Source organism: Nonomuraea guangzhouensis (assembly GCF_019396345.1).
In the GTDB taxonomy this organism is placed as follows: domain Bacteria; phylum Actinomycetota; class Actinomycetes; order Streptosporangiales; family Streptosporangiaceae; genus Nonomuraea; species Nonomuraea guangzhouensis.
Map to the genome: position 1 here is coordinate 25,091 of NZ_JAHKRM010000002.1, position 18,879 is coordinate 43,969.

The following is an 18,879-nucleotide window of genomic DNA, read 5'->3' on the forward strand; positions in this document are numbered from 1 at the left end:
GATGCGCCACCCCGTCCAAGGCCGCGCCGCCGCTGACGCGTTCAGCGCTTCTCCACCAGGACCGAAGCGCGGGCCATGCTTTCGCGCAGGCTCTTGGGACGCAGGTCCGTCCAGTTCTGGTCGACGTAGTCGAGGCACTCCTGCCGCTTGCCCTGCCCGCCTTCACCGAAGACGATCCGCCACCCGGCCGGCACCTCCTTGAAGGTCGGCCACAGGGAGTGCTGCTCCTCGTCGTTCACCAGGACGTAGAAGGTGCCGTTCTCGTCGTCGAAGGGGTTGTCGGACACTGTGCCTCCTCGGCATCGGGGATGGGTTGGGAACGCGGGATGACCAGGGGTGTGTGCGTCTCCGGGTCGTCGATGATCCGGCAGGGCAGGCCGAACACGTCCTCGATCAGCTCGGCGGTGATGATCGTCTTGGGGTCGCCCCGCGCCACGACGGCGCCCGCCTTCATGGCGATGATGTGGTCGGCGTACCGGCAGGCCTGGTTGAGGTCGTGCAGCACGGCCACGGTGGTGTTGCGGTGTTCGCGGTTCAGGCGGCGGCACAGTTCGAGCAGCTCGATCTGGTGGCCGATGTCGAGGAACGTGGTGGGCTCGTCGAGCAGCACGATCGGGGTCTGCTGGGCGAGCACCATCGCGACCCAGACCCGCTGGCGCTGACCGCCGGACAGCGTGTCCACCAGCCGGCCCGACAGGTCGAGGACGCCGGTCGCCGTCATCGCGGCCACCACGGCGGCCTCGTCCTCGGCGGACCACTGCCTGATCAGCTTCTGGTAGGGGTACCGGCCGCGGGCCACCAGGTCGGCCGCGGTGATGCCGTCGGGCGCGATCGACGACTGCGGCAGCAGACCGAGCCGCCGGGCGACCTCCTTGGCCGGATAGGCGTGGATGTCCTTACCGTCCAGCACCACCTGCCCGGCGTCCGGCTTGAGCAGCCGGGACAGCGCTCTGAGCAGGGTGGACTTGCCGCACGCGTTCGGCCCGACGATCACGGTGAACCGCCCGTCGGGCACGTCCACGCTCAGGTGTTCGCTGATCGGCCGCCGGCCGTATCCGACGGTGATGTCCCGGGCACTCAGACGCGGCATGGCTCGGCTCCTCATCGGCTGCGCGCGTGCCTGGCCAGCAGCCACGCGAAGTAGACGCCACCCAGCGACACCGTGACGATGCCGACCGGCAGCTGGGTGGGGGCGAAGGCCCGCTGCGCGAGCCAGTCGCTCGTGGCCAGCAGCAGCGCGCCCGTGACAGCGGACGGCGCCAGCGCGATGCCGGCCGTACGCGTCAGCAGACGGGCGAGCTGCGGAACGGCCAGCGCGACGAACGAGATCGGCCCGGCGGCCGCGGTCGCCACCGCCGTCAACGCCACCCCGATGACGAGGTACGCCAGGCGGGACCCCTCCGCGCGGACGCCGAGCGCCGCGGCGGCGTCGTCCCCCATCGCCAGCAGGGACAGGCGCGGCCCAAGCGCCACCAGGAGCGCGGTCAGCAGCGCGACCGAGACGGCCACGGGCAGGACCTGGTCCCAGCCCAGGGTGTTCAGGCTGCCCTGTGCCCAGATCGCGGCCGCGACGGCGGCCTGCAGGTTCACCTTGATGACGAACCACTGGTTGGCCGCCCCGAGGACCGCGCCGACCGCGATCCCCACGATGATCAGCCGAAACCCCTGCACACCCTTCCGGTAGGCCAGCAGGTAGACCACCGCGGCGGCGACCAGGCCGCCTACCAGCGCGCCCGCGACCGTCTGGTAGTAGTCGCGGCCCACGAACATCATCGTGACGAGCACCCCGGTGTACGCCCCGGTGTTGAACCCGATCACGTCGGGGCTGCCCAGCGGATTACGCATCAACGACTGGAACACGGCACCGCTCAGCCCCAGGGCCATCCCGATGATCAGGGACAGCAGCACCCGTGGCAGCCGCCACTCCACGACCACCAGCCGGGCGGGGCCCTGCTCACCGCCCAGCAGGACGCGGACCACCTCCCCCACGGGCACCTCGAACTCACCGGTGCCGAGCGCCAGCACGCCCACCGCGAGCGTGGCCAGGCCCAGCACCGCGCAGATGATCCCGGTACGCACGCCGACCCGCAGGGACAGCGCCGCGCCGCGAACCACCACGACCCGCCTCCCAAAGTCCAGCCCGGTCATGGCCCGCTCACCGTTCTGCGGCGGATCAGCCAGATCAGCACCGGCGCGCCCACGAACGCCGTCACGATCCCCACCTGCAGCTCGGCCGGCCGGATCACCACCCGGCCGACGACGTCGGCGGCGAGCAGCAGGATCGGCGCGCAGACCACCGTGTAGGCGAAGATCCAGCGCTGGTCCGGCCCGACGATCCAGCGGGCGGCGTGCGGCACCATCAGCCCCACGAACCCGATCGGCCCGACCGCTGCGGTCGCCGCTCCCGCCAGCAGGGTCACCGAGAGCATGGACAACGCCCGCGCCCGTCCGATGTTCGTCCCCAGTGACCGGGCGAGATCGTCCCCCAGCGCGATGGCGTTGAGTGAACGAGCGACGGCCAGCGCCAGGACCAGCCCCGCCACGACGAACGGCGCCACGGCTCCGGCGATCGACAGCGGCCGGCCCGTCAGGGTGCCGACGTCCCAGAACCGCAGGTAGTCGAACGCCCGCGGCTTGAGCAGCCGGATCCCGGCCGAGACGCCCTCCATGACCGCGCCGAGCGCCACACCGGCGAGCGTCAGCTGGACCGGCGTCGCGCCCCGGCGCCCCGCCGAGCCCAGGGCGTACACCAGGACCATCGCGACGGCGCTCCCGAGGAAGGCGAACCACACGTACGACCAGATGCCGCTGAGCCCCAGCACCCCGATCGCGAAGACCACGAACAGGCCCGCGCCCGCGTTGATGCCGAGGATCTGGGTGTCGGCCAGCGGGTTCCGGGTCACGGCCTGGAGGACCGCGCCCGAGATGCCCAGCGCCGCGCCGACGAGCAGGCCCAGCGCGGTCCTGGGGACGCGCAGCTCGCGTACGAGTGCCTGGTCGTCGGTGTTGGTGAAGTGGGCGAAGGCGTTCCAGACCGTGGCCGGCGCGATGTTCTTGGTGCCGATCACGATGCTCAGGACGCAGGCGGCGGCCAGCAGCGCCACGCACACCGCCAGCCACGCGCTCCGGCCCGCGTTGGTCGCGGCGACGCCGCCGGTCACCGCCTGCTCCGCCTGTCCCGGACGTAAGCGCAGGGCTACCACTAGCTCGTGGCTCGTGCGCGGTTGGCGAGCAGGGAGTCGCGGATCTCGCCGGCGCGGACGGCCGTGGTGGACAGCAGCGTGGAGGTGATGCCGTGGGTGTGCTCGCTGGCCCCTTGTACGTAGATGCCCGCGGACACGTGCCAGGGCACTTCGACCCGGTAGTCGCGGCCGATCCGCACCTCGTCCTCTTCGTCCCGCAGGCACAGTTTGGCCGTCTCGCCGAGCACGGTGCCGAGGTCCTGGGGCCGGTAGCCGGTGGCGTGCACCAGGATGTCCGTGGCCAGCACCTCCCGCTCGCCGGTGGGCAGGTATTCAATCGTGACGTCCAGGCGGTCGCCGGCGAAGCTGACGTCCCTGATGCGGGAGACCTTGAGGATGCGCAGGCGTTCGTTGCCCTGGACCTTCTCGCGGTACATGGTCGCGTACAGGGACTCGATGAGGTCCATGTCGACCACCGAGTAGTTGGTGCCGCGGTGGTATTCGTAGAGCGCCTGCTTGACCGGGGCCGGGGCCTGGAAGAAGGTGTCGACGGCTTCGGGGTCGAAGATCCGGTTCGCGAAGGGGCTGTCGTCGGCGGGGGTGTAGCCGTACTTGGCGAACACCGCGCACACCTCGGCCCCGGTGAAGGTCCGGTGGAGATAGTCGGCCGTCTCGGCCGCGCTCTGCCCGGCCCCGAGCACCAGGATCCGGCGCACCGGGACACCGGCCTCGGTGAGGGCGGCCACGCGCGGGATCAGCTCGCTGTTGTGCCACACCCGGTCCGACAGGGCGGCGCCCGGCGGCAGGTGCGGTTCGAGGCCGGTGGCGACGCAGATGTTGCGGGTCCGGCGGACGATGACGCGATCCGGGTCGGCGGGGTCGCGGCTGAGCACGTCGAACAGGCGGACCTCGCCGTCGTCGGTGACGACCGGCTCGATGGACACGACCTCGGCGGAGTACTCGACCACGTCCCGCATCCGGGCCGCGGCCCACTCGAAGTAACCGTGGAAGTCGATCCTTAACGGGAACAGCGTCTTGTGGTTGAGAAAGTCCACCAGCCTGCCGCGCTCCTTCAGGTAGCACAGGAAGCTGAAGTCGCTCGCCGGATCACGCATGGTGACCAGGTCCTTCAGGAACGACACCTGCATGGTGGCGTCGTCGAGCAGCATCCCCCGGTGCCAGCCGAAGGCGGGCTGCTTCTCCAGGAACCCGGCGCGGAGCCGCTCCGCTTCCGGAACCCGCGCGTTGTGCTCGTCGACGGCTATGGCCAGTGCCAGGTTCGATGGCCCGAAACCCACTCCCAGGATGTCGTAGATGCTGTCCGGCCCACTCGGCAGGGTGTCCACCGCGGCATCGCCTCCCTCATCGTGGTCATAGTAGATAAGGTTAGGCTAACCTTTCAATAATCATGAAGGAGAGGGTGCGATCATGCGAGTGGTCATGTTCGGGTACCAGACCTGGGGTCATCGGACGCTGCGTGCCCTGCTCGGCTCCGGGCATGACGTGATCCTCGCCGTCACCCATCCCAAGAGCGAGCACGCGTACGAGAAGATCTGGGACGACTCGGTCGCCGAGCTCGCGGCCGAGCACGACGTACCGGTGCTGCTGCGCAACCGGCCCGACGACGCCGGGCTCCTCCAGACGCTCAAGGACGCGGCGCCGGACATCATCGTCGCCAACAACTGGCGGACCTGGCTGCCGCCGGAGATCTTCGACCTGCCGCCGCACGGCACGCTCAACGTCCACGACTCGCTGCTTCCGGCGTACGCGGGCTTCTCCCCGCTGATCTGGGCCCTGATCAATGGGGAGAAGGAGGTCGGCGTCACCGCGCACCGCATGAACGCCGAGCTGGACGCGGGCGACATCCTGCTGCAACGGGCCGTGCCCGTGCAGGAAGGCGACACCGCGACCGACCTCTTCCACCGGACGGTGGACCTGATCGAGCCGATCGTGCGGGAGTCGCTGGACCTGATCGCCTCCGGCCAGGCACGGTGGGTCCCCCAGGACCGCGCCGAAGCCAGCTTCTTCCACAAACGGTCGGTCGATGACGGCCGGATCGACTGGAACTGGCCGGCGGAAGACCTGGAGCGGCTGGTCCGCGCCCAGTCGGACCCTTACCCACGCGCCTTCACCCACCATCGCGGTGAGCGGATCGAGATCCTGTCAGCCGCGGTGTCGCAGGCCCGCTACGGGGGCACCCCAGGACGGATCTTCATCCGGGAGGGGGACGGCGTGGCCATCGTCTCCGGCTCGGACGCCCGCAAGGGGCAGCGGCGCGGGCTGGTGGTGAGACGGCTGCGGACGCCGGACGGCGTCGAGCACGCGGCCACCGACTACTTCCGCAGCATGGGCGGCTATCTCGGGTCGTGAACGACATGCCCGAGTAGGCAGATATCCGGTTTTCAGGGGGTCGGCTCCTAGAATGGGGTGATCATCTGACTGGCGGTGGCCAGGCTCTTCCCGGCTGATGGTGTCCGGATCGCACTACACCCACGCCAGTTGGAGGAGCCCTATGCGTACCGGTGTCTACCGTGCCCTCGCCGTGGTCACGGCACTCACCCTCGCCCCGGTCGCCGCCCACGCCGACCCCGCCCCTTCCGAACGGGAGCTGATCGACTCCGTCCCTCTCCTGATGGTCAAGCAGCACCTGCGGGCGTTGCAGGACATCGCCGACGCCAACCACAGCACGCGCGCGGCGGGCACCGGCGGCCACGACGCCTCGCGCGACTACGTGGCCGCCAGGCTCAAGAAGGCCGGCTACAAGGTGACCATCCAGCAGTTCGACTTCCCCTACTACGAGGAGAAGTCCACCGCGCTGATGGAGCAGATCTCCCCCGACCCCGAGCTGTACGCCCCGACCCCGCCCGACGGCTCCTCCCTCGGCGACTTCGCCACGATGGCCTACTCCGGAGCCGGTGACGTCACCGCGCCCCTGCAGAACGTCGACCTGGTCCTGCCGCCCGGCCCGGTGCCGAGCACCTCCACCTCCGGCTGCGAGGCCGCCGACTTCGCCGGGTTCACGCCGGGCAACATCGCGCTGTTGCAGCGCGGCACCTGCACCTTCCTGGTCAAGGCGCAGAACGCCCAGGCGGCCGGCGCCGTGGCCGCGATCATCTTCAACGAGGGCCAACCGGGCCGGACCGAGACTCCGCGGGGCAACCTCGGTACGCCCGTCTCCATCCCGGTCGTCGGCGCGAGCTTCGCCGTCGGCGAGGAACTGTCGTCCCCCGCGGGCACGGTGGTCCACCTCAGGACGGACACGATCAGCGAGGTCCGCACCACCGACAACGTGCTCGCCGAGTCCACGTGGGGCGAGTCGAAGAAGGTCGTCATGTCCGGAGCGCATCTGGACTCCGTGCCGGCCGGGCCGGGCATCAACGACAACGGCTCGGGCAGCGCCGCGCTCCTGGCCGTCGCCGAGGCACTCGGCAAGGTCCCCACCAGGAACAAGCTCCGTTTCGCCTGGTGGAGCGCCGAAGAGCTGGGCCTGCTCGGCTCGGAGTTCTACGTGAAGAGCCTGAGCGCCGCCGCCCGGAGCAAGATCAAGCTGTACCTCAACTACGACATGATCGCCTCACCGAACTACGTCTTCAAGATCTACGACGGCGACGACTCGGACGCCACGGGCGCTCCGGCCGGGCCGCCCGGGTCGGACGAGATCGAGAAGCTCTTCGAGAAGTACTTCGACAGGCTGGGTCAGAGCCACAGCGGCACCGACTTCGACGGCCGCTCCGACTACGGCCCGTTCATCGCGGCCGGCATTCCGTCCGGCGGCCTGTTCACCGGAGGCGAGGGCATCAAGACGGCCGAGGAGGCGGCCCTGTTCGGTGGCACGGCGGGGCAGCCCTATGACGCGTGCTACCACAAGGCCTGCGACACCGTGGCCAACATCAACAACCAGGCCCTCGCAGTGAACACCGGCGCCATCGCCACCGCCACGGTGGTCTACGCCTACAGCGCGAACCTCCCCGGCCCATCCGCCGCTGCGGTCGCCGCCGATGCCGGTGACGGTGCTGAGCTTGTTGGCAGATTCACGCTATAGGTCGAACCCCGATAAGGGTGCGGACGTACCCGTCCATAGAGGACGCTTGCCTAACTGAGGCATGCTCCCGACAAAGGAGGACGCGGTGCTGTTACCCGGGCGTCGGGCTCTCTTGTACGGCGGTCTGGCCATCACGGCCAGCCTCCTGGCGCTGGCCGTCGCTCTGTGGATCGGCGGAGGCGGACCGCCGCCGCCGATCAAGGGGCTGCCGACTCCCGGCCCGTTGACCGTCTGGGGACTGTCGGTGACGCGGCTGTTCTTGGACCTGTGCTCCATCGCCACGGTGGGAACGCTGGTCGCCGGCGTGGTCCTCGCCCCCCGCGACACGCCGGAAGCGAACGCCTGCGTACGCGCGGCCGGCTGGTGGGCGCTGGGCTGGGCGGCCTGTGCGCTGATCACCTACCTGCTGACGCTGTCGAACATCCTCAGCATGCCGGCGAACGAGGTGCTCCGCGACTTCACCCTGCTGAACTTCGGCACCACCCTCCCCCAGACGCAGGCCATGCTCATCGTGACGTGCACGGCCACGGTCGTGGTGCTCGCCTCCTCCCGGATGAAGGAGGAGGCCGGCCTTCCCCGGTGGACGGGGGTCGCCCTGCTGGTGACCGCCGGGTTCGGCATGCTCCCTCCGGTCTACGTCGGTCACGCCGCGTCGGCCGGAGATCACGACATCGCGGTCTCCGCGCTCACGACGCATCTGCTCGCGGCGGCCGTCTGGGTCGGCGGACTGGCGGCCGTGCTGGTCCACTTCCGGCGTTCGGACCGGCTCGCGAGCGTCGTGGCCAGGTTCAGCACGCTCGCCCTGTGCTGCTTCGTCGCGGTGACGGTGTCCGGCGTGGCCGGCGCCTGGGTCCGGATGGACACGGTGCCGCAACTGTGGACGACCCGCTACGGCGTGCTCGTCCTGGGCAAGGTGACGGCGCTGGTGGCCCTGGGCGTGTTCGGGATGATCCACCGCCGCCGCACCATCGCCGCGATCGCCGAACGTACGACACGAGGCACCTTCACCCGGCTGGCCACCGGCGAGTTGATGGTGATGGCCGCGGCCACGGGACTGGCCGCCGGCCTGTCGCGCTCCGCGCCACCCGCCAGCGGCGGCCACAACGACCTGCTGGGCTACGACCTGGCGCCCTACTCGATCGGCGCGCTGCTCACCGAGATCCGGCTCAACCCGCTCGTCCTGCTCGCCCTGGCGCTTCCGGCCGCCGCCTATCTCGCCGGGGTACGCAGGCTGGCCCGCACCGGCGACCCGTGGCCGGTGGGCCGTACTCTCGCCTGGTTCGCCGGGCTGGCGGTGCTGGCGGCGGTGCTGGTGGGCGGCGTGAGCGGCTACGCGCGGGCGATGCCGTCGGCGCACGCCCTGCAGTACACGGTGCTCCACGTCATCGGGCCGCTGCTGCTGGCCTTCGGGGCACCGCTGACACTGACCGCGCGGGCCATCACCCCCGGATCGCAGTACGGCGACCTCGCCTCGGCCCTCCTGCGCGGCCGCCTGGCCGCGCGGCTCACTCATCCGATGGCCGCCCTGGCCGTGTACGTGCTGCCGGTCGTCATCCTGTACGGCACCGGCTGGCTGGCCTGGTCGGCCGCCAACCAGGCGGTCCACCTGCTCACCCAGGTGCTGTTCTTCGGCACCGGGCTGCTGTGCTGCTGGCTGCTGGCCGGGGTCGATCCCCTGCCGCGGCCGATCGCGCGGCGGGATCGCGCGTGGCTGCTCGGGGCCGTCGTCGCGGTACAGGTGGTAGTCGGCCTGTTCCTGCTGGCCGGGCCGGTGCTGGGCCAGGAGTGGTTCGCGCAGGTGGCTCCGCGCGGCGTGCCGAGCGTGGCGGCCGAGCAGCGGATGGCCGGCCTGGTGTACCTGGCCCTGCCCGTGCCGGCGCTCGCCGCGCTGGCCGTACGGCTGATCCGGTCGCGGAAGACCGCCCTGCGGCTCGTCGCCCGCGTGGACGTGCGGGTGTGAGACTCCTTGAGCTGCGCGTTCTTGTTGGGCGTGTTGACGAGAACGGGATGAAGGGATACGTTCCGGTAGATTTCACGATTGGCCAAGGGAAATCCGGTGAGATGCCGGTGCGGACGCGCCACTGTATCCGGGACGTAGATCCCGGGAGCCAGGTCGCTTGGCCACCGTGACCTCGTTAGTTGGGACGCGTCATCCCTGAGGAGGCACTATGAGTGGCCTGACCACTCCCACGTCCGTACCCTTCCCCCGCCTGCGCCCATGGCTGCTGGCCGCCGTACCCCTGCTCCTGCTGGTGGCCTATCTGGTCCTGATGGACAACGGAGCGATCTCACAGACCGGCAACTACCTCCACGAACTCATGCACGACGGGCGGCACCTGCTCGGCGTGCCGTGCCACTAGGGGTCAGCGTGGTGCGCACCCTGCTGGTCAGGGGGCTGCTTCTGGGCCTGCTGGCCGGCCTGATCGCCGGTGGTTTCGCGTTCGCCTTCGGTGAGCCGAGTGTGGACAGCGCGATCGCCCTGGAAGAAGCCGCCCAGCCGCCCGCTGCCGAGGCGGCCGGTCACGATCACGGAGAGGAGGCGGTGGTCAGCAGACCCGGCCAGAAGGCCGGGCTGTTCCTGGCCACCGGGCTGTACGGGATGGCCGTGGGCGGGGTGTTCGCCCTGGTGTTCGCGGGTTTGCGGGGGCGGGTCGGCCCTCGCTCCGAGGGCGGGCTCGCGCTGGCTGCCGCCGCCACCGGCTTCGTGGCCATCATTCTTCTTCCGTTCCTGAAATATCCTGCCAATCCACCGGCGGTCGGCGATCCGGAGACGATCAACAGCCGCACCCTGCTGTACGTGATCATGATCGGGGTGGGGCTGGCCTCGACCGCGATCGCGGTGGCGAGTGCGCGGCGGATGCAGGGCGGCGGCCCGTGGGCACGCTGGCTCGTCACGGTGGTGACGTTCCTGGTGCCGGTGATCGCCGCCTGGGTGCTGCTGCCCGGCGTCAACGAGGTGCCCGCGAACTTCCCCGCGACCTTGCTGTGGGAGTTCAGGCTCGCGTCGCTGGGTACGCAGCTGGTCTTCTGGACCGCGTTCGGTGTGCTCTTCGGCTGGGCCTGCGATCGAGCGGCCCGCCGCCCGGCCGCGGTTCCCGTCGCGGTGCCCACGCCGAGCTGAGAGCGGTGCTGTTCGTACGGCAGGCCGGCACGCCGGGAACACGGTCGGCCTGCTTCCCCATGGACGACCCCACGGACGACCCCATAGGCGTCCACGCCGACCCGTCGAGCCTGGCCAGAGCCGCGGCCCTGGCCAGGGTCAGGTCCTGGACGGGTCCGGCGCTGGTGGCCCCGGCCAGGGCCGCCGGCCAGACCGCCGCCGCCATGGGACTGCGGCCGTCGGTGGTCCGGGCGCTCGCGGAGGCCGATCACGGCAGGTGGAGCGGCCTGCCGTACGCGAAGGTCGCCGAGGCCGAACCGGACGCCCTGGCGAGCTGGCTCGCCGACCCGCACGCCACGCCCCACGGCGGTGAGAGCCTGGCCGCGCTGGCGGCCCGCGTCGCGGCCTGGCTCGACGCGGAACGCCGCTCCCCCACCATCGTGATCTGCGACGTGGGGGTGATCAGGGCCGCCCTCGGCCACGCGCTCGGGCTGAACCCCCTGGTCACCACCCGCTTCGACCTGGCGCCGCTGTCCACCACCGAACTGTCCAGCACGCGCGGCGGCTGGCGCGTCGCGCATGTCAACCGGAAGGCCACCCTTTGATCGTCACCTACCCGTTCAGCGCCGTCGTGGGACTCGCGGACCTGAAGCTGGCGCTGGTGCTCAACGCCGTCTCGCCGCGCGTGGGCGGTGTGCTCGTACGCGGCGAGAAGGGCACCGCCAAGTCCACCATCGTCCGCGCGCTGGCCGCCCAGCTCCCGCCCGTGGACGTCGTGGCGGGCTGCCGCTTCGCCTGCGATCCCGCCGCGCCGGGCGACGAGTGCCCCGACGGGCCGCACGAGCCGGGCGAACAGTGGCTCCGCCGCCCCGCCTCGCTGGTGGAGCTGCCCGTCGGCGCCTCCGAAGACCGGCTGGCCGGCTCGCTCGACGTGGAGCGGGCGCTGACCGAGGGCGTGAAGGCGTTCGAGCCCGGCCTGCTGGCCGCCGCGCACCGCGGCGTGCTCTACGTGGACGAGGTGAACCTGCTCCACGACCATCTGGTCGACCTGCTGCTGGACGCGGCCGCCCTCGGGATCTGCTACGTCGAGCGCGAGTCGGTGTCGGTACGGCACGCGGCCCGGTTCCTCCTGGTCGGCACCATGAACCCGGAGGAGGGCGAACTACGGCCGCAACTCCTCGACCGGTTCGGCCTGACGGTGAAGGTGAAGGCGTCCCGCGACCCCGCCGAACGGGCCGAGGTGGTACGGCGGCGCCTGGCCTTCGACGCCGATCCCGGCGCCTTCGCCGGCCGGTGGACGGCGGAGGAGTCGGCCCTGGCCGAACGGATCGCGCAGGCGAGGGCCAGGGTGCCCGGGGTGCGGCTGCCCGATGTCCGGCTCACGCAGATCGCCACGGTGTGTGCCGCGTTCGAGGTGGACGGGCTCCGCGCCGACCTGGTCACGGCCAACGCCGCCATCGCGCACGCCGCCTGGCAGGGCCGGGACGTCGTGACGACCGAGGACGTACGTGCGGCCGCCCGTCTGTCGCTGCCGCATCGGCGGCGGCGTGACCCGTTCGACGCGCCGGGGCTGGACGAGTCGCTGCTGGAGGACCTGCTGGCCCGGACATCAGAGGACGAACGCCCTGACGGTCCCGACGGCCCCGACGGCCCCGGAGGCCCCGGAGGTGCCGGAGGCGCGGACGGCCCCGGAGGCGCCGACGGCCCTGGCGATCCCGGAGGCCCCGACGATCCCGGCGGCGCCGGAGGCCCGGACTATCCCGGAGGTTCCGGAGGTCCCGGAGGTCCCGGATGTGCTGATGGTGCCGGCGATCCCGCGGCCTCCGGCCCTGACCGGCCGGACGGCGGGCCTAGAGACGCCGTGCCCGGCTACCCCGCCGGCACACACCTCCAGGACCCGGCCGAGGAACGACCGAGAGGCCCCAGCCGGGGCACGTCCGGCGGCTCGGGTCAGGACGGTCCGGCATCCTCAGCGGCGGGAAGCGGCCAGGTGGCCGTGGTCGCGGAGCCGTACCGGGTGCCGCTGTTGAAGGTGCCGGGGCTGGGCGAGGGCGTGGCGGGGCGGCGGTCGCGGGCGCGGACGTCGCAGGGCCGCGCCACCGGCTCGCGGTCGCCTGCCGGGCGGGTCCGCGACCTCCACCTGCCGGCGACCGTGCTGGCCGCGGCGCCGTACCAGAAGGAACGCGGGCGCACGGGACCCGGCCTGCTGCTCCGCGAGGGCGACCTGCGCGAGGTCGTGCGCGAGGGCAGGGAGGGCAACCTCGTGCTGTTCGTGGTGGACGCGAGCGGCTCGATGGCCGCCCGCAAGCGGATGACCGCGGTCAAGACCGCCGTGCTGAGCCTGCTGCTCGACGCCTACCAGCGGCGGGACAAGATCGGCCTGGTCACGTTCAGGGGCACTACCGCCGAGCTGGCGCTGCCGCCGACCTCGTCGGTCGAGGCGGGCGCCGCCAGGCTCCGCTCGCTGCCCACCGGGGGCCGCACCCCGCTGGCGGCCGGGCTGGCGCGCGCGGCGGAGGTGCTGCGGGTGGAGCGGTTGCGCGACCCCGCGCGGCGCCCGCTGCTGGTGGTGGTGACCGACGGCCGCGCCACCTCGGGCGGAGACGTGGACAGGGCCGCGGCCCTGCTCGGCGGTACGGCGAGCGTGGTCGTCGACTGCGAGAGCGGCCCGGTCCGGCTCGGTCTGGCTGTCAGGCTGGCGCGCCGGCTACGGGCACCGGCCATCTCACTCGACTCGCTGTCCGACCTCGGCTCGGTCGTACGTGACTACAGGAAGGCGGGCTGACATGCCGCACGCCCTCAGCTCGGCCGTACGCGACCACAGGAAGGCGGTCTGACATGCCGCAGGGCAGGCCCGAGGTCGTCCCGGATGACGGACTCACCACCCGGCAACGCCGCACCAGGCCGTTGCTCATGGTGCACACCGGCCCCGGCAAGGGGAAGTCGACGGCGGCCTTCGGGATGGCGTTGCGGGCCTGGAACCAGGGCTGGCCGATCGGCGTGTTCCAGTTCGTGAAGTCGGCCAAGTGGCGCATCGGCGAGGAACGGGCTCTCACCGTACTCGGCGCCACCGGCGAGGGCGGCCCGGTGACCTGGCACAAGATGGGCGAGGGCTGGTCGTGGATCCAGCGGCCCGGCACGCAGGAGGACCACGCCGCCGACGCGCGCGAGGGCTGGGCGCAGATCAAGCGCGATCTGGCCGCCGAGACGTACCGCTTCTATGTGCTGGACGAGTTCACGTACCCGCTGAAGTGGGGCTGGCTCGACCTGGACGACGTACTGGAGACGCTCACCACCAGGCCGGGCAGCCAGCATGTGGTGATCACCGGCAGGGACGCGCCCGAACGGCTGCTGGAGACGGCCGATCTGGTGACCGAGATGGGCAAGGTCCGCCATCCCATGGACGCCGGGCAGAAGGGGCAGAAAGGCATCGAGTGGTAGTCCCGCGCCTGGTCATCGCGGCACCCTCGTCGGGCAGCGGCAAGACGACGGTGGCGACCGGCCTGATGGCGGCGCTGCGGGCCCGCGGGCTGGCGGTCTCGCCGCACAAGGTGGGGCCCGACTACATCGACCCCGGCTACCACGCGCTCGCGACCAGCCGGCCAGGGCGCAACCTCGACCCCTGGCTGGTCGGCGAGGACCGCGTGGTGCCGCTGTTCGCGCACGGTGCCGCGGGGTGCGACATCGCGGTGGTCGAGGGGGTGATGGGCCTGTTCGACGGCAAGGGAGAGACGGACTTCGCCTCGACCGCGCACGTCGCCCGCCTTCTGGGCGCGCCGGTTGTGCTGGTCGTGGACGCGGCCCGGCAGAGCAGGTCGGTGGCCGCCGTCGTGCATGGTTTCGCCACGTTCGACCCGCGGGTGCGGGTGGGCGGGGTGGTGCTCAACCGCGTCGGGTCCGACCGGCACGAGGAGCTGTGCCGGGCCGCACTGGCCGAGGCGGGAGTGCGGGTACTGGGCGCGATCCGCCGCGACGACGCCGTCGCCACGCCTTCCCGGCATCTCGGGCTGGTGCCCGCGGCGGAGCGAACGGCCGAGGCGGTGGCCACGGTGGACCGGCTCGGCGCCCTGGTGACCCGCTCGTGCGACCTCGATGCCCTGGTACGACTGGCCCACTCGGCACCTCCGCTGACCTGCACTCCCTGGGACCCGGCCGTGGCGATCGGGATGACCGGCGAGGCGACCCGTGGGGCGACCCGCGAGATGACCGGCGAGGCGACCGGGCAGGCGGGTCGTGGTCCGGAGCGGGTTGTGGTGGCGGTGGCGGGTGGGGCGGCGTTCACGTTCGGCTATGCCGAGCACGTGGAGCTGTTGCGGGCCGCCGGAGCCGAGGTGGCCGTGTTCGACCCGCTCCGCGACGAGGCCCTGCCCGCCGGGACGGGCGCGGTGGTGATCGGCGGCGGGTTCCCTGAGATGTACGCCGCGGAGTTGTCCGCCAACGAGCCGCTGCGCGAGCAGGTGGCGGCCTTCGACGGCCCCATCGCGGCGGAGTGCGCCGGGCTGCTGTACCTGTGCCAGGAGCTGGACGGGCAGCGGATGTGCGGACGCGTGCCCGGAGTCGCCCGGATGAGCGACCGGCTCACGCTGGGCTACCGGGACGCGGTGGCCGTCCGCCGATCGCTGCTCACTGAGCCGGGCGAGCGGTTCATGGGACACGAGTTCCACCGGACCGTGGTGGAACGGGTCGTGGTCGAGCCGCTCTTCCGCTGGCCGGGCGGCGCCGACGGGTTCGGTGATCCCCTACTCACCGCGTCCTACCTGCACCTGCACTGGGCCGGCAGCCCGGCGGCGGCTCAGCGGCTGGTGTCGTCCTCCAGGTCGCCCTCGGTCTTGAGGTAGACCTCCCGCAGCCCGTCCATGATCTCCGGGTCGGGGTGCGCCCACATGCCCCGCTCGGCGGCCTCCAGCAGGCGTTCCGCGATGCCGTGCAGCGCCCACGGGTTCGACTTCGCCATGAACGCCTGGTTCTCCGGATCGAGCACGTAGGTTTCGGTCAGCTTGTCGTACATCCAGTCGGCCAGCACCCCCGTCGTGGCGTCATAGCCGAACAGGTAGTCCACGGTCGCGGCCAGCTCGAACGCGCCCTTGTAGCCGTGCCGCCGCATCGCGGCCAGCCACTGCGGGTTGACCACCCTGGCGCGGAAGATCCGCGAGGTCTCCTCGGACAGCGTCCGGGTGCGTACGGCGTCGGGGCGGGTGCTGTCGCCGACGTAGGCGGCGGGCGCCTTCCCGGTGAGCGCGCGGACCGTGGCGACCATGCCACCGTGGTACTGGAAGTAGTCGTCGGAGTCGGCGATGTCGTGCTCGCGGGTGTCGACGTTCTTGGCCGCCACGGCGATCCTGCGATAGGCGCTCTCCATGTCGGGCCGGGCGGCGACGCCGTCGAGGTCACGGCCGTAGGCGAAGCCGCCCCAGACCGCGTACACCTCGGCCAGGTCCGCGTCGTCGCGCCAGTTTCCGCTGTCGATCAGCGGCAGCAGACCGGCCCCGTAGGCGCCGGGCGCGGAGCCGAAGATCCGCATCGTGGCCCTGCGCTCGTCGCCGTGCGCCTCGGTGTCGGCGGCCACGTGGGCGCGGACGTAATTGTCCTCGGCGGGTTCGTCCAGGCCGGCGGCCAGCCGTACGGCGTCGTCGAGCATGCTCACCACGTGCGGGAAGGCGTCTCGGAAGAAGCCGCTGATGCGGACGGTCACGTCGATTCTGGGGCGGCCCAGTTCGGCGAGCGGGATCGGCTCCAGTGTGGTCACCCGGCGGGACGCCTCATCCCATTCGGGGCGGATGCCGAGCAGGGCCAGCACCTCGGCCACGTCGTCGCCGGCCGTACGCATGGCACTGGTGCCCCAGACGGACAGCCCGACCGAGCGCGGCCAGTCGCCGGTGTCGGCGCGGTAGCGCTCCAGCAGCGAATCGGCCATGGCCTGGCCCGTCTCCCAGGCGAGCCTGCTGGGCACCGCGCGCGGGTCGACGGAGTAGAAGTTGCGCCCCGTCGGCAGGACGTTGATGAGCCCGCGCAGCGGGGAGCCGCTCGGCCCGGCCGGGACGTATCCGCCGTCCAGAGCGTGCAGGAGGTGGTCGAGCTCGTCGGTGGTACGGGCCAGCCTGGGGACGACCTCGGTGGCGGCGAAGGTGAGAATGCGCGTCACGAGCTCCAGGCGCCCCATCGCACGGTCGGCCCGCGCCGCCCCGGCCGTCGCGGGGATCGCGCCGTCCGCCGCCGTAAGGACCGCGCCGTCGCCATCCGCCGCCTCAACCGTCGCGGAGGTCGCGCCCCCGCCATCCGCCGCCTCAGCCGTCGTGAGGATCGTGCGGGCGATCTCCGGCGCCGCGTCCGGTGCCCAGTCTCGTTCCTCCATCGCCTCCACCAAGGCGCGGGCGGTCGACTCGGCGGTGTCCACGCTGGTCAGGCTCGCCGTGCCGTCCTCGGTCAGGCCGAGCGCCTCCCGCAACCCCGGCAGGGTCTCCCTGCCCGCCCACATCTGCCTGGCCCGCAGCATCGCGAGCACCAGGTCCACCCGTACCTGTCCCTCGGGCGCCTGGCCGAGCACGTGCAGGCCATCACGGATCTGCGCGTCCTTCACCTCGCACAGCCAGCCGTCCACGTGCAGGATGAAGTCGTCGAACTCGGTGTCGTGCGGCCGGTCGGCCAACCCCAGATCGTGGTCCAGCCGGGCGGCCTGGATGAGCGTCCAGATCTGCGCCCTGATCGCGGGCAGCTTGGCCGGGTCCATCGCCGCGATGGAGGCGTGTTCGTCGAGGAGCTGTTCCAGCCGTGCGATGTCCCCGTACGTCTCGGCGCGGGCCATCGGCGGCACCATGTGGTCCACCAGCACCGCGTGCGCCCGCCGCTTGGCCTGCGTACCCTCGCCCGGATCGTTCACCAGGAACGGGTAGACCAGCGGCAGATCACCCAGCGCCGCGTCCGTGCCGCACGAGGCGGACATGCCGGCCGATTTGCCCGGCAGCCACTCCAGGTTGCCGTGCTTGCCCACGTGCACCATCGCGTGCGCGCCGAACTCCTTCGACAGCCAGCGGTAGGCGGCCAGGTAGTGGTGGCTCGGCGGCAGGTCGGGGTCGTGGTAGATGGCGATCGGGTTCTCGCCGAATCCGCGTGGCGGTTGCACCATCACCACCACGTTGCCCGCCCGCAGCGCGGCCAGCACGATGTCGCCCTCGTGCACGAACAGCTCGCCCGGCGGCGGGCCCCAATGACGTTCCATGTCCGCGCGCAGATCGTCGGGCAGTGTGCCGTACCACTGCCCGTAGGACTCCGCGGAGATACGTACAGGATTGCCCGCGAGATGCTCCTCGGTCAGCCAGTCCTGGTCCTGGCCGCCCGCGGCGATCAGCGCGTGGATCAGCGCGTCGCCGTCCTGCTCGGCCACACCGGGGAAGCCGTCCCCCAGGTCGTAGCCCGCCTCGGCGAGCCTGGCGAGCAGTCTCACCGTGCTGGCGGGGGTGTCCAGGCCGACCGCGTTGCCGACCCTGGAGTGCTTTGTCGGGTACGCCGACAGCATCACGACCAGGCGGCGCTCGGCGGGCGGGGTGTGCCTGAGCAGGCCGTGCCGTACGGCGAGACCGGCGACCCGCGCGGCCCGCTCGGCGTCGGCGACGTACACCGTCAGCCCGTCCTCGTCGATCTCCTTGAACGAGAACGGCACCGTGATGATCCGCCCGTCGAACTCGGGGATCGCCACCTGGGACGCGGCGTCGAGCGGGGAGAGACCGTCGTCGTTCTCCTCCCACGCCTGCCTGCTGGTCGTCAGGCAGAGCCCCTGCAGGATCGGCACGTCCAGCTCGGCCAGCGCGCCCACGTCCCACGCCCCGTCGTCGCCGCCGGCGCCCGCGGTGGCCGGGCGGGAGCCGCCCGCGGCCAGTACGGTCACCACCAGCGCGTCGGCGGTACGCAGGAGGTCGAGCAGATCGGCCTCCGCGGTGCGGAGTGAGGAGCAGAAAATGGGCAGCGCCCGGCCGCCCATGTCCTCGACCGCCTGGCACAGGGTCTCGACGAACGCGGTGTTGCCCGCCACGTGATGCGCCCGGTAGTAGAGCACGCCGACCACCGGCCCGCTCTCCCCCCGTGCGGTGCGCTCCAGGCGCCCCCAGGTCGGCGTGGGCTCGGGCCGGGCGAACCCGCGGCCGGTCAGCAGGACGGTGTCGGACAGGAAGGCGTGCAGTTCGGTGAGGTTGGCGGGCCCACCATGCGCCAGGTACGCGTGCGCCTCCGCGCAGACGCCGCCGCTGACCGTGGACAACTCCATCAACTCGGCGTCGGGGGCCTGCTCACCACCGAGCACCACCACCGGGCGCGGTCCGGCCAGCAGGTGGTCCAGCCCTTCCGCCCAGGCCCGGCGCCCGCCCAGCAGCCGTACGACGACCAGGTCGACGCCCTCCAGCAGCGCGGGCAGGTCCTCGGCCGCCAGTCTGGCGGGGTTGCCCAGGCGGTAGGCGGCACCGCCGGCCCGAGCGCTCAGCAGGTCGGTGTCGGAAGTCGAGAGCAGCAGGACGGTATGGCTGTCGCCGGGCACGGCGCAATCCTCCCTCGGGGTCCTCGCCCCG

General features: G+C 71.8%; 15 protein-coding genes. 9 read left to right on the top strand and 6 right to left on the bottom strand.

Annotated elements, in window-relative coordinates:
• Window positions 1-41 precede the first annotated feature (41 nt).
• Genes KME78_RS03135 through KME78_RS03155 form a run of 5 tightly spaced genes read right to left on the bottom strand, consistent with a single transcriptional unit; the run spans window position 42 to window position 4,528 of the window.
• Window positions 42-287 carry an MbtH family protein gene (locus KME78_RS03135; protein WP_219527212.1) on the bottom strand — a complete coding sequence of 82 codons (246 nt, stop codon included), beginning with the start codon at window positions 285-287 and terminating at the stop codon, window positions 42-44.
• Window positions 236-1,090 carry an ABC transporter ATP-binding protein gene (locus tag KME78_RS03140; protein WP_219527213.1) on the bottom strand — a complete coding sequence of 285 codons (855 nt, stop codon included), beginning with the start codon at window positions 1,088-1,090 and terminating at the stop codon, window positions 236-238. Before KME78_RS03140 ends, KME78_RS03135 begins: the two co-directional genes overlap by 52 nt.
• Before the next feature lie 11 nt (window positions 1,091-1,101).
• Window positions 1,102-2,148, bottom strand: coding sequence for a FecCD family ABC transporter permease (locus KME78_RS03145; protein WP_219527214.1), 1,047 nt, complete (start codon window positions 2,146-2,148; stop codon window positions 1,102-1,104).
• Window positions 2,145-3,161, bottom strand: a complete 1,017-nt coding sequence (locus KME78_RS03150; RefSeq protein WP_308126789.1) for a FecCD family ABC transporter permease — start codon at window positions 3,159-3,161, stop codon at window positions 2,145-2,147. The genes KME78_RS03145 and KME78_RS03150 overlap by 4 nt, the downstream gene beginning before the upstream one ends.
• 41 nt (window positions 3,162-3,202) lie before the next feature.
• The gene (locus KME78_RS03155) at window positions 3,203-4,528 is read right to left on the bottom strand and encodes a lysine N(6)-hydroxylase/L-ornithine N(5)-oxygenase family protein (protein ID WP_219527215.1); all 1,326 of its coding nucleotides are present in this window, start codon (window positions 4,526-4,528) and stop codon (window positions 3,203-3,205) included.
• Between the two features lie 82 nt (window positions 4,529-4,610).
• Between KME78_RS03155 and KME78_RS03160 the strand changes: the two genes are divergently transcribed.
• The 9 genes from KME78_RS03160 to KME78_RS03200 all read left to right on the top strand — a co-directional run bounded on the left by KME78_RS03160 (window position 4,611) and on the right by KME78_RS03200 (window position 15,162).
• Entirely contained in the window at window positions 4,611-5,552 is a 942-nt protein-coding gene (locus KME78_RS03160; protein WP_219527216.1) for a methionyl-tRNA formyltransferase, read from the top strand.
• A gap of 142 nt (window positions 5,553-5,694) precedes the next feature.
• Window positions 5,695-7,224 (top strand): M28 family metallopeptidase, encoded by a 1,530-nt coding sequence (locus KME78_RS03165; protein ID WP_219527217.1) that lies wholly within the window; start codon window positions 5,695-5,697, stop codon window positions 7,222-7,224.
• An 85-nt stretch (window positions 7,225-7,309) separates the two neighbouring features.
• Complete coding sequence (locus KME78_RS03170; RefSeq protein ID WP_219527218.1) at window positions 7,310-9,184, top strand: bifunctional copper resistance protein CopD/cytochrome c oxidase assembly protein; 1,875 nt, start codon at window positions 7,310-7,312, stop codon at window positions 9,182-9,184.
• A gap of 208 nt (window positions 9,185-9,392) precedes the next feature.
• Complete coding sequence (locus KME78_RS03175; RefSeq protein WP_219527219.1) at window positions 9,393-9,584, top strand: CbtB domain-containing protein; 192 nt, start codon at window positions 9,393-9,395, stop codon at window positions 9,582-9,584.
• Window positions 9,585-9,592: 8 nt separating this feature from the next.
• A complete protein-coding gene (locus KME78_RS03180) occupies window positions 9,593-10,345 on the top strand; it encodes a CbtA family protein (RefSeq protein ID WP_219527220.1) in 753 nt (250 codons plus the stop codon).
• 5 nt (window positions 10,346-10,350) lie between these two features.
• The gene (locus KME78_RS03185) at window positions 10,351-10,929 is read left to right on the top strand and encodes a histidine phosphatase family protein (RefSeq protein WP_219527221.1); all 579 of its coding nucleotides are present in this window, start codon (window positions 10,351-10,353) and stop codon (window positions 10,927-10,929) included.
• The gene (locus KME78_RS03190; RefSeq protein WP_246650370.1) at window positions 10,926-13,109 is read left to right on the top strand and encodes a magnesium chelatase subunit D family protein; all 2,184 of its coding nucleotides are present in this window, start codon (window positions 10,926-10,928) and stop codon (window positions 13,107-13,109) included. The genes KME78_RS03185 and KME78_RS03190 overlap by 4 nt, the downstream gene beginning before the upstream one ends.
• Window positions 13,110-13,162: 53 nt before the next feature.
• Complete coding sequence (gene cobO, locus KME78_RS03195) at window positions 13,163-13,765, top strand: cob(I)yrinic acid a,c-diamide adenosyltransferase (RefSeq protein ID WP_219527222.1); 603 nt, start codon at window positions 13,163-13,165, stop codon at window positions 13,763-13,765.
• 8 nt (window positions 13,766-13,773) lie between these two features.
• Window positions 13,774-15,162 carry a cobyrinic acid a,c-diamide synthase CobB gene (locus tag KME78_RS03200; RefSeq protein WP_219527687.1) on the top strand — a complete coding sequence of 463 codons (1,389 nt, stop codon included), beginning with the start codon at window positions 13,774-13,776 and terminating at the stop codon, window positions 15,160-15,162.
• Here KME78_RS03200 and cobN read toward each other — a convergent pair.
• Window positions 15,117-18,848 (bottom strand): cobaltochelatase subunit CobN, encoded by a 3,732-nt coding sequence (gene cobN / locus KME78_RS03205; RefSeq protein ID WP_219527223.1) that lies wholly within the window; start codon window positions 18,846-18,848, stop codon window positions 15,117-15,119. The two genes, KME78_RS03200 and cobN, sit on opposite strands and share 46 nt — an antisense overlap.
• Window positions 18,849-18,879 lie beyond the last annotated feature (31 nt).

What these genes read in the sequence shown, in the direction of transcription:
- KME78_RS03140 (WP_219527213.1), bottom strand. Translation starts at nt 1,090, where the DNA reads ATGCCGCGTCTGAGTGCCCGGGACATCACCGTCGGATACGGCCGGCGG.
- KME78_RS03145 (WP_219527214.1), bottom strand. Translation starts at nt 2,148, where the DNA reads ATGACCGGGCTGGACTTTGGGAGGCGGGTCGTGGTGGTTCGCGGCGCG.
- KME78_RS03165 (WP_219527217.1), top strand. Translation starts at nt 5,695, where the DNA reads ATGCGTACCGGTGTCTACCGTGCCCTCGCCGTGGTCACGGCACTCACC.
- cobO (WP_219527222.1), top strand. Translation starts at nt 13,163, where the DNA reads ATGCCGCAGGGCAGGCCCGAGGTCGTCCCGGATGACGGACTCACCACC.
- KME78_RS03160 (WP_219527216.1), top strand. Translation starts at nt 4,611, where the DNA reads ATGCGAGTGGTCATGTTCGGGTACCAGACCTGGGGTCATCGGACGCTG.
- KME78_RS03175 (WP_219527219.1), top strand. Translation starts at nt 9,393, where the DNA reads ATGAGTGGCCTGACCACTCCCACGTCCGTACCCTTCCCCCGCCTGCGC.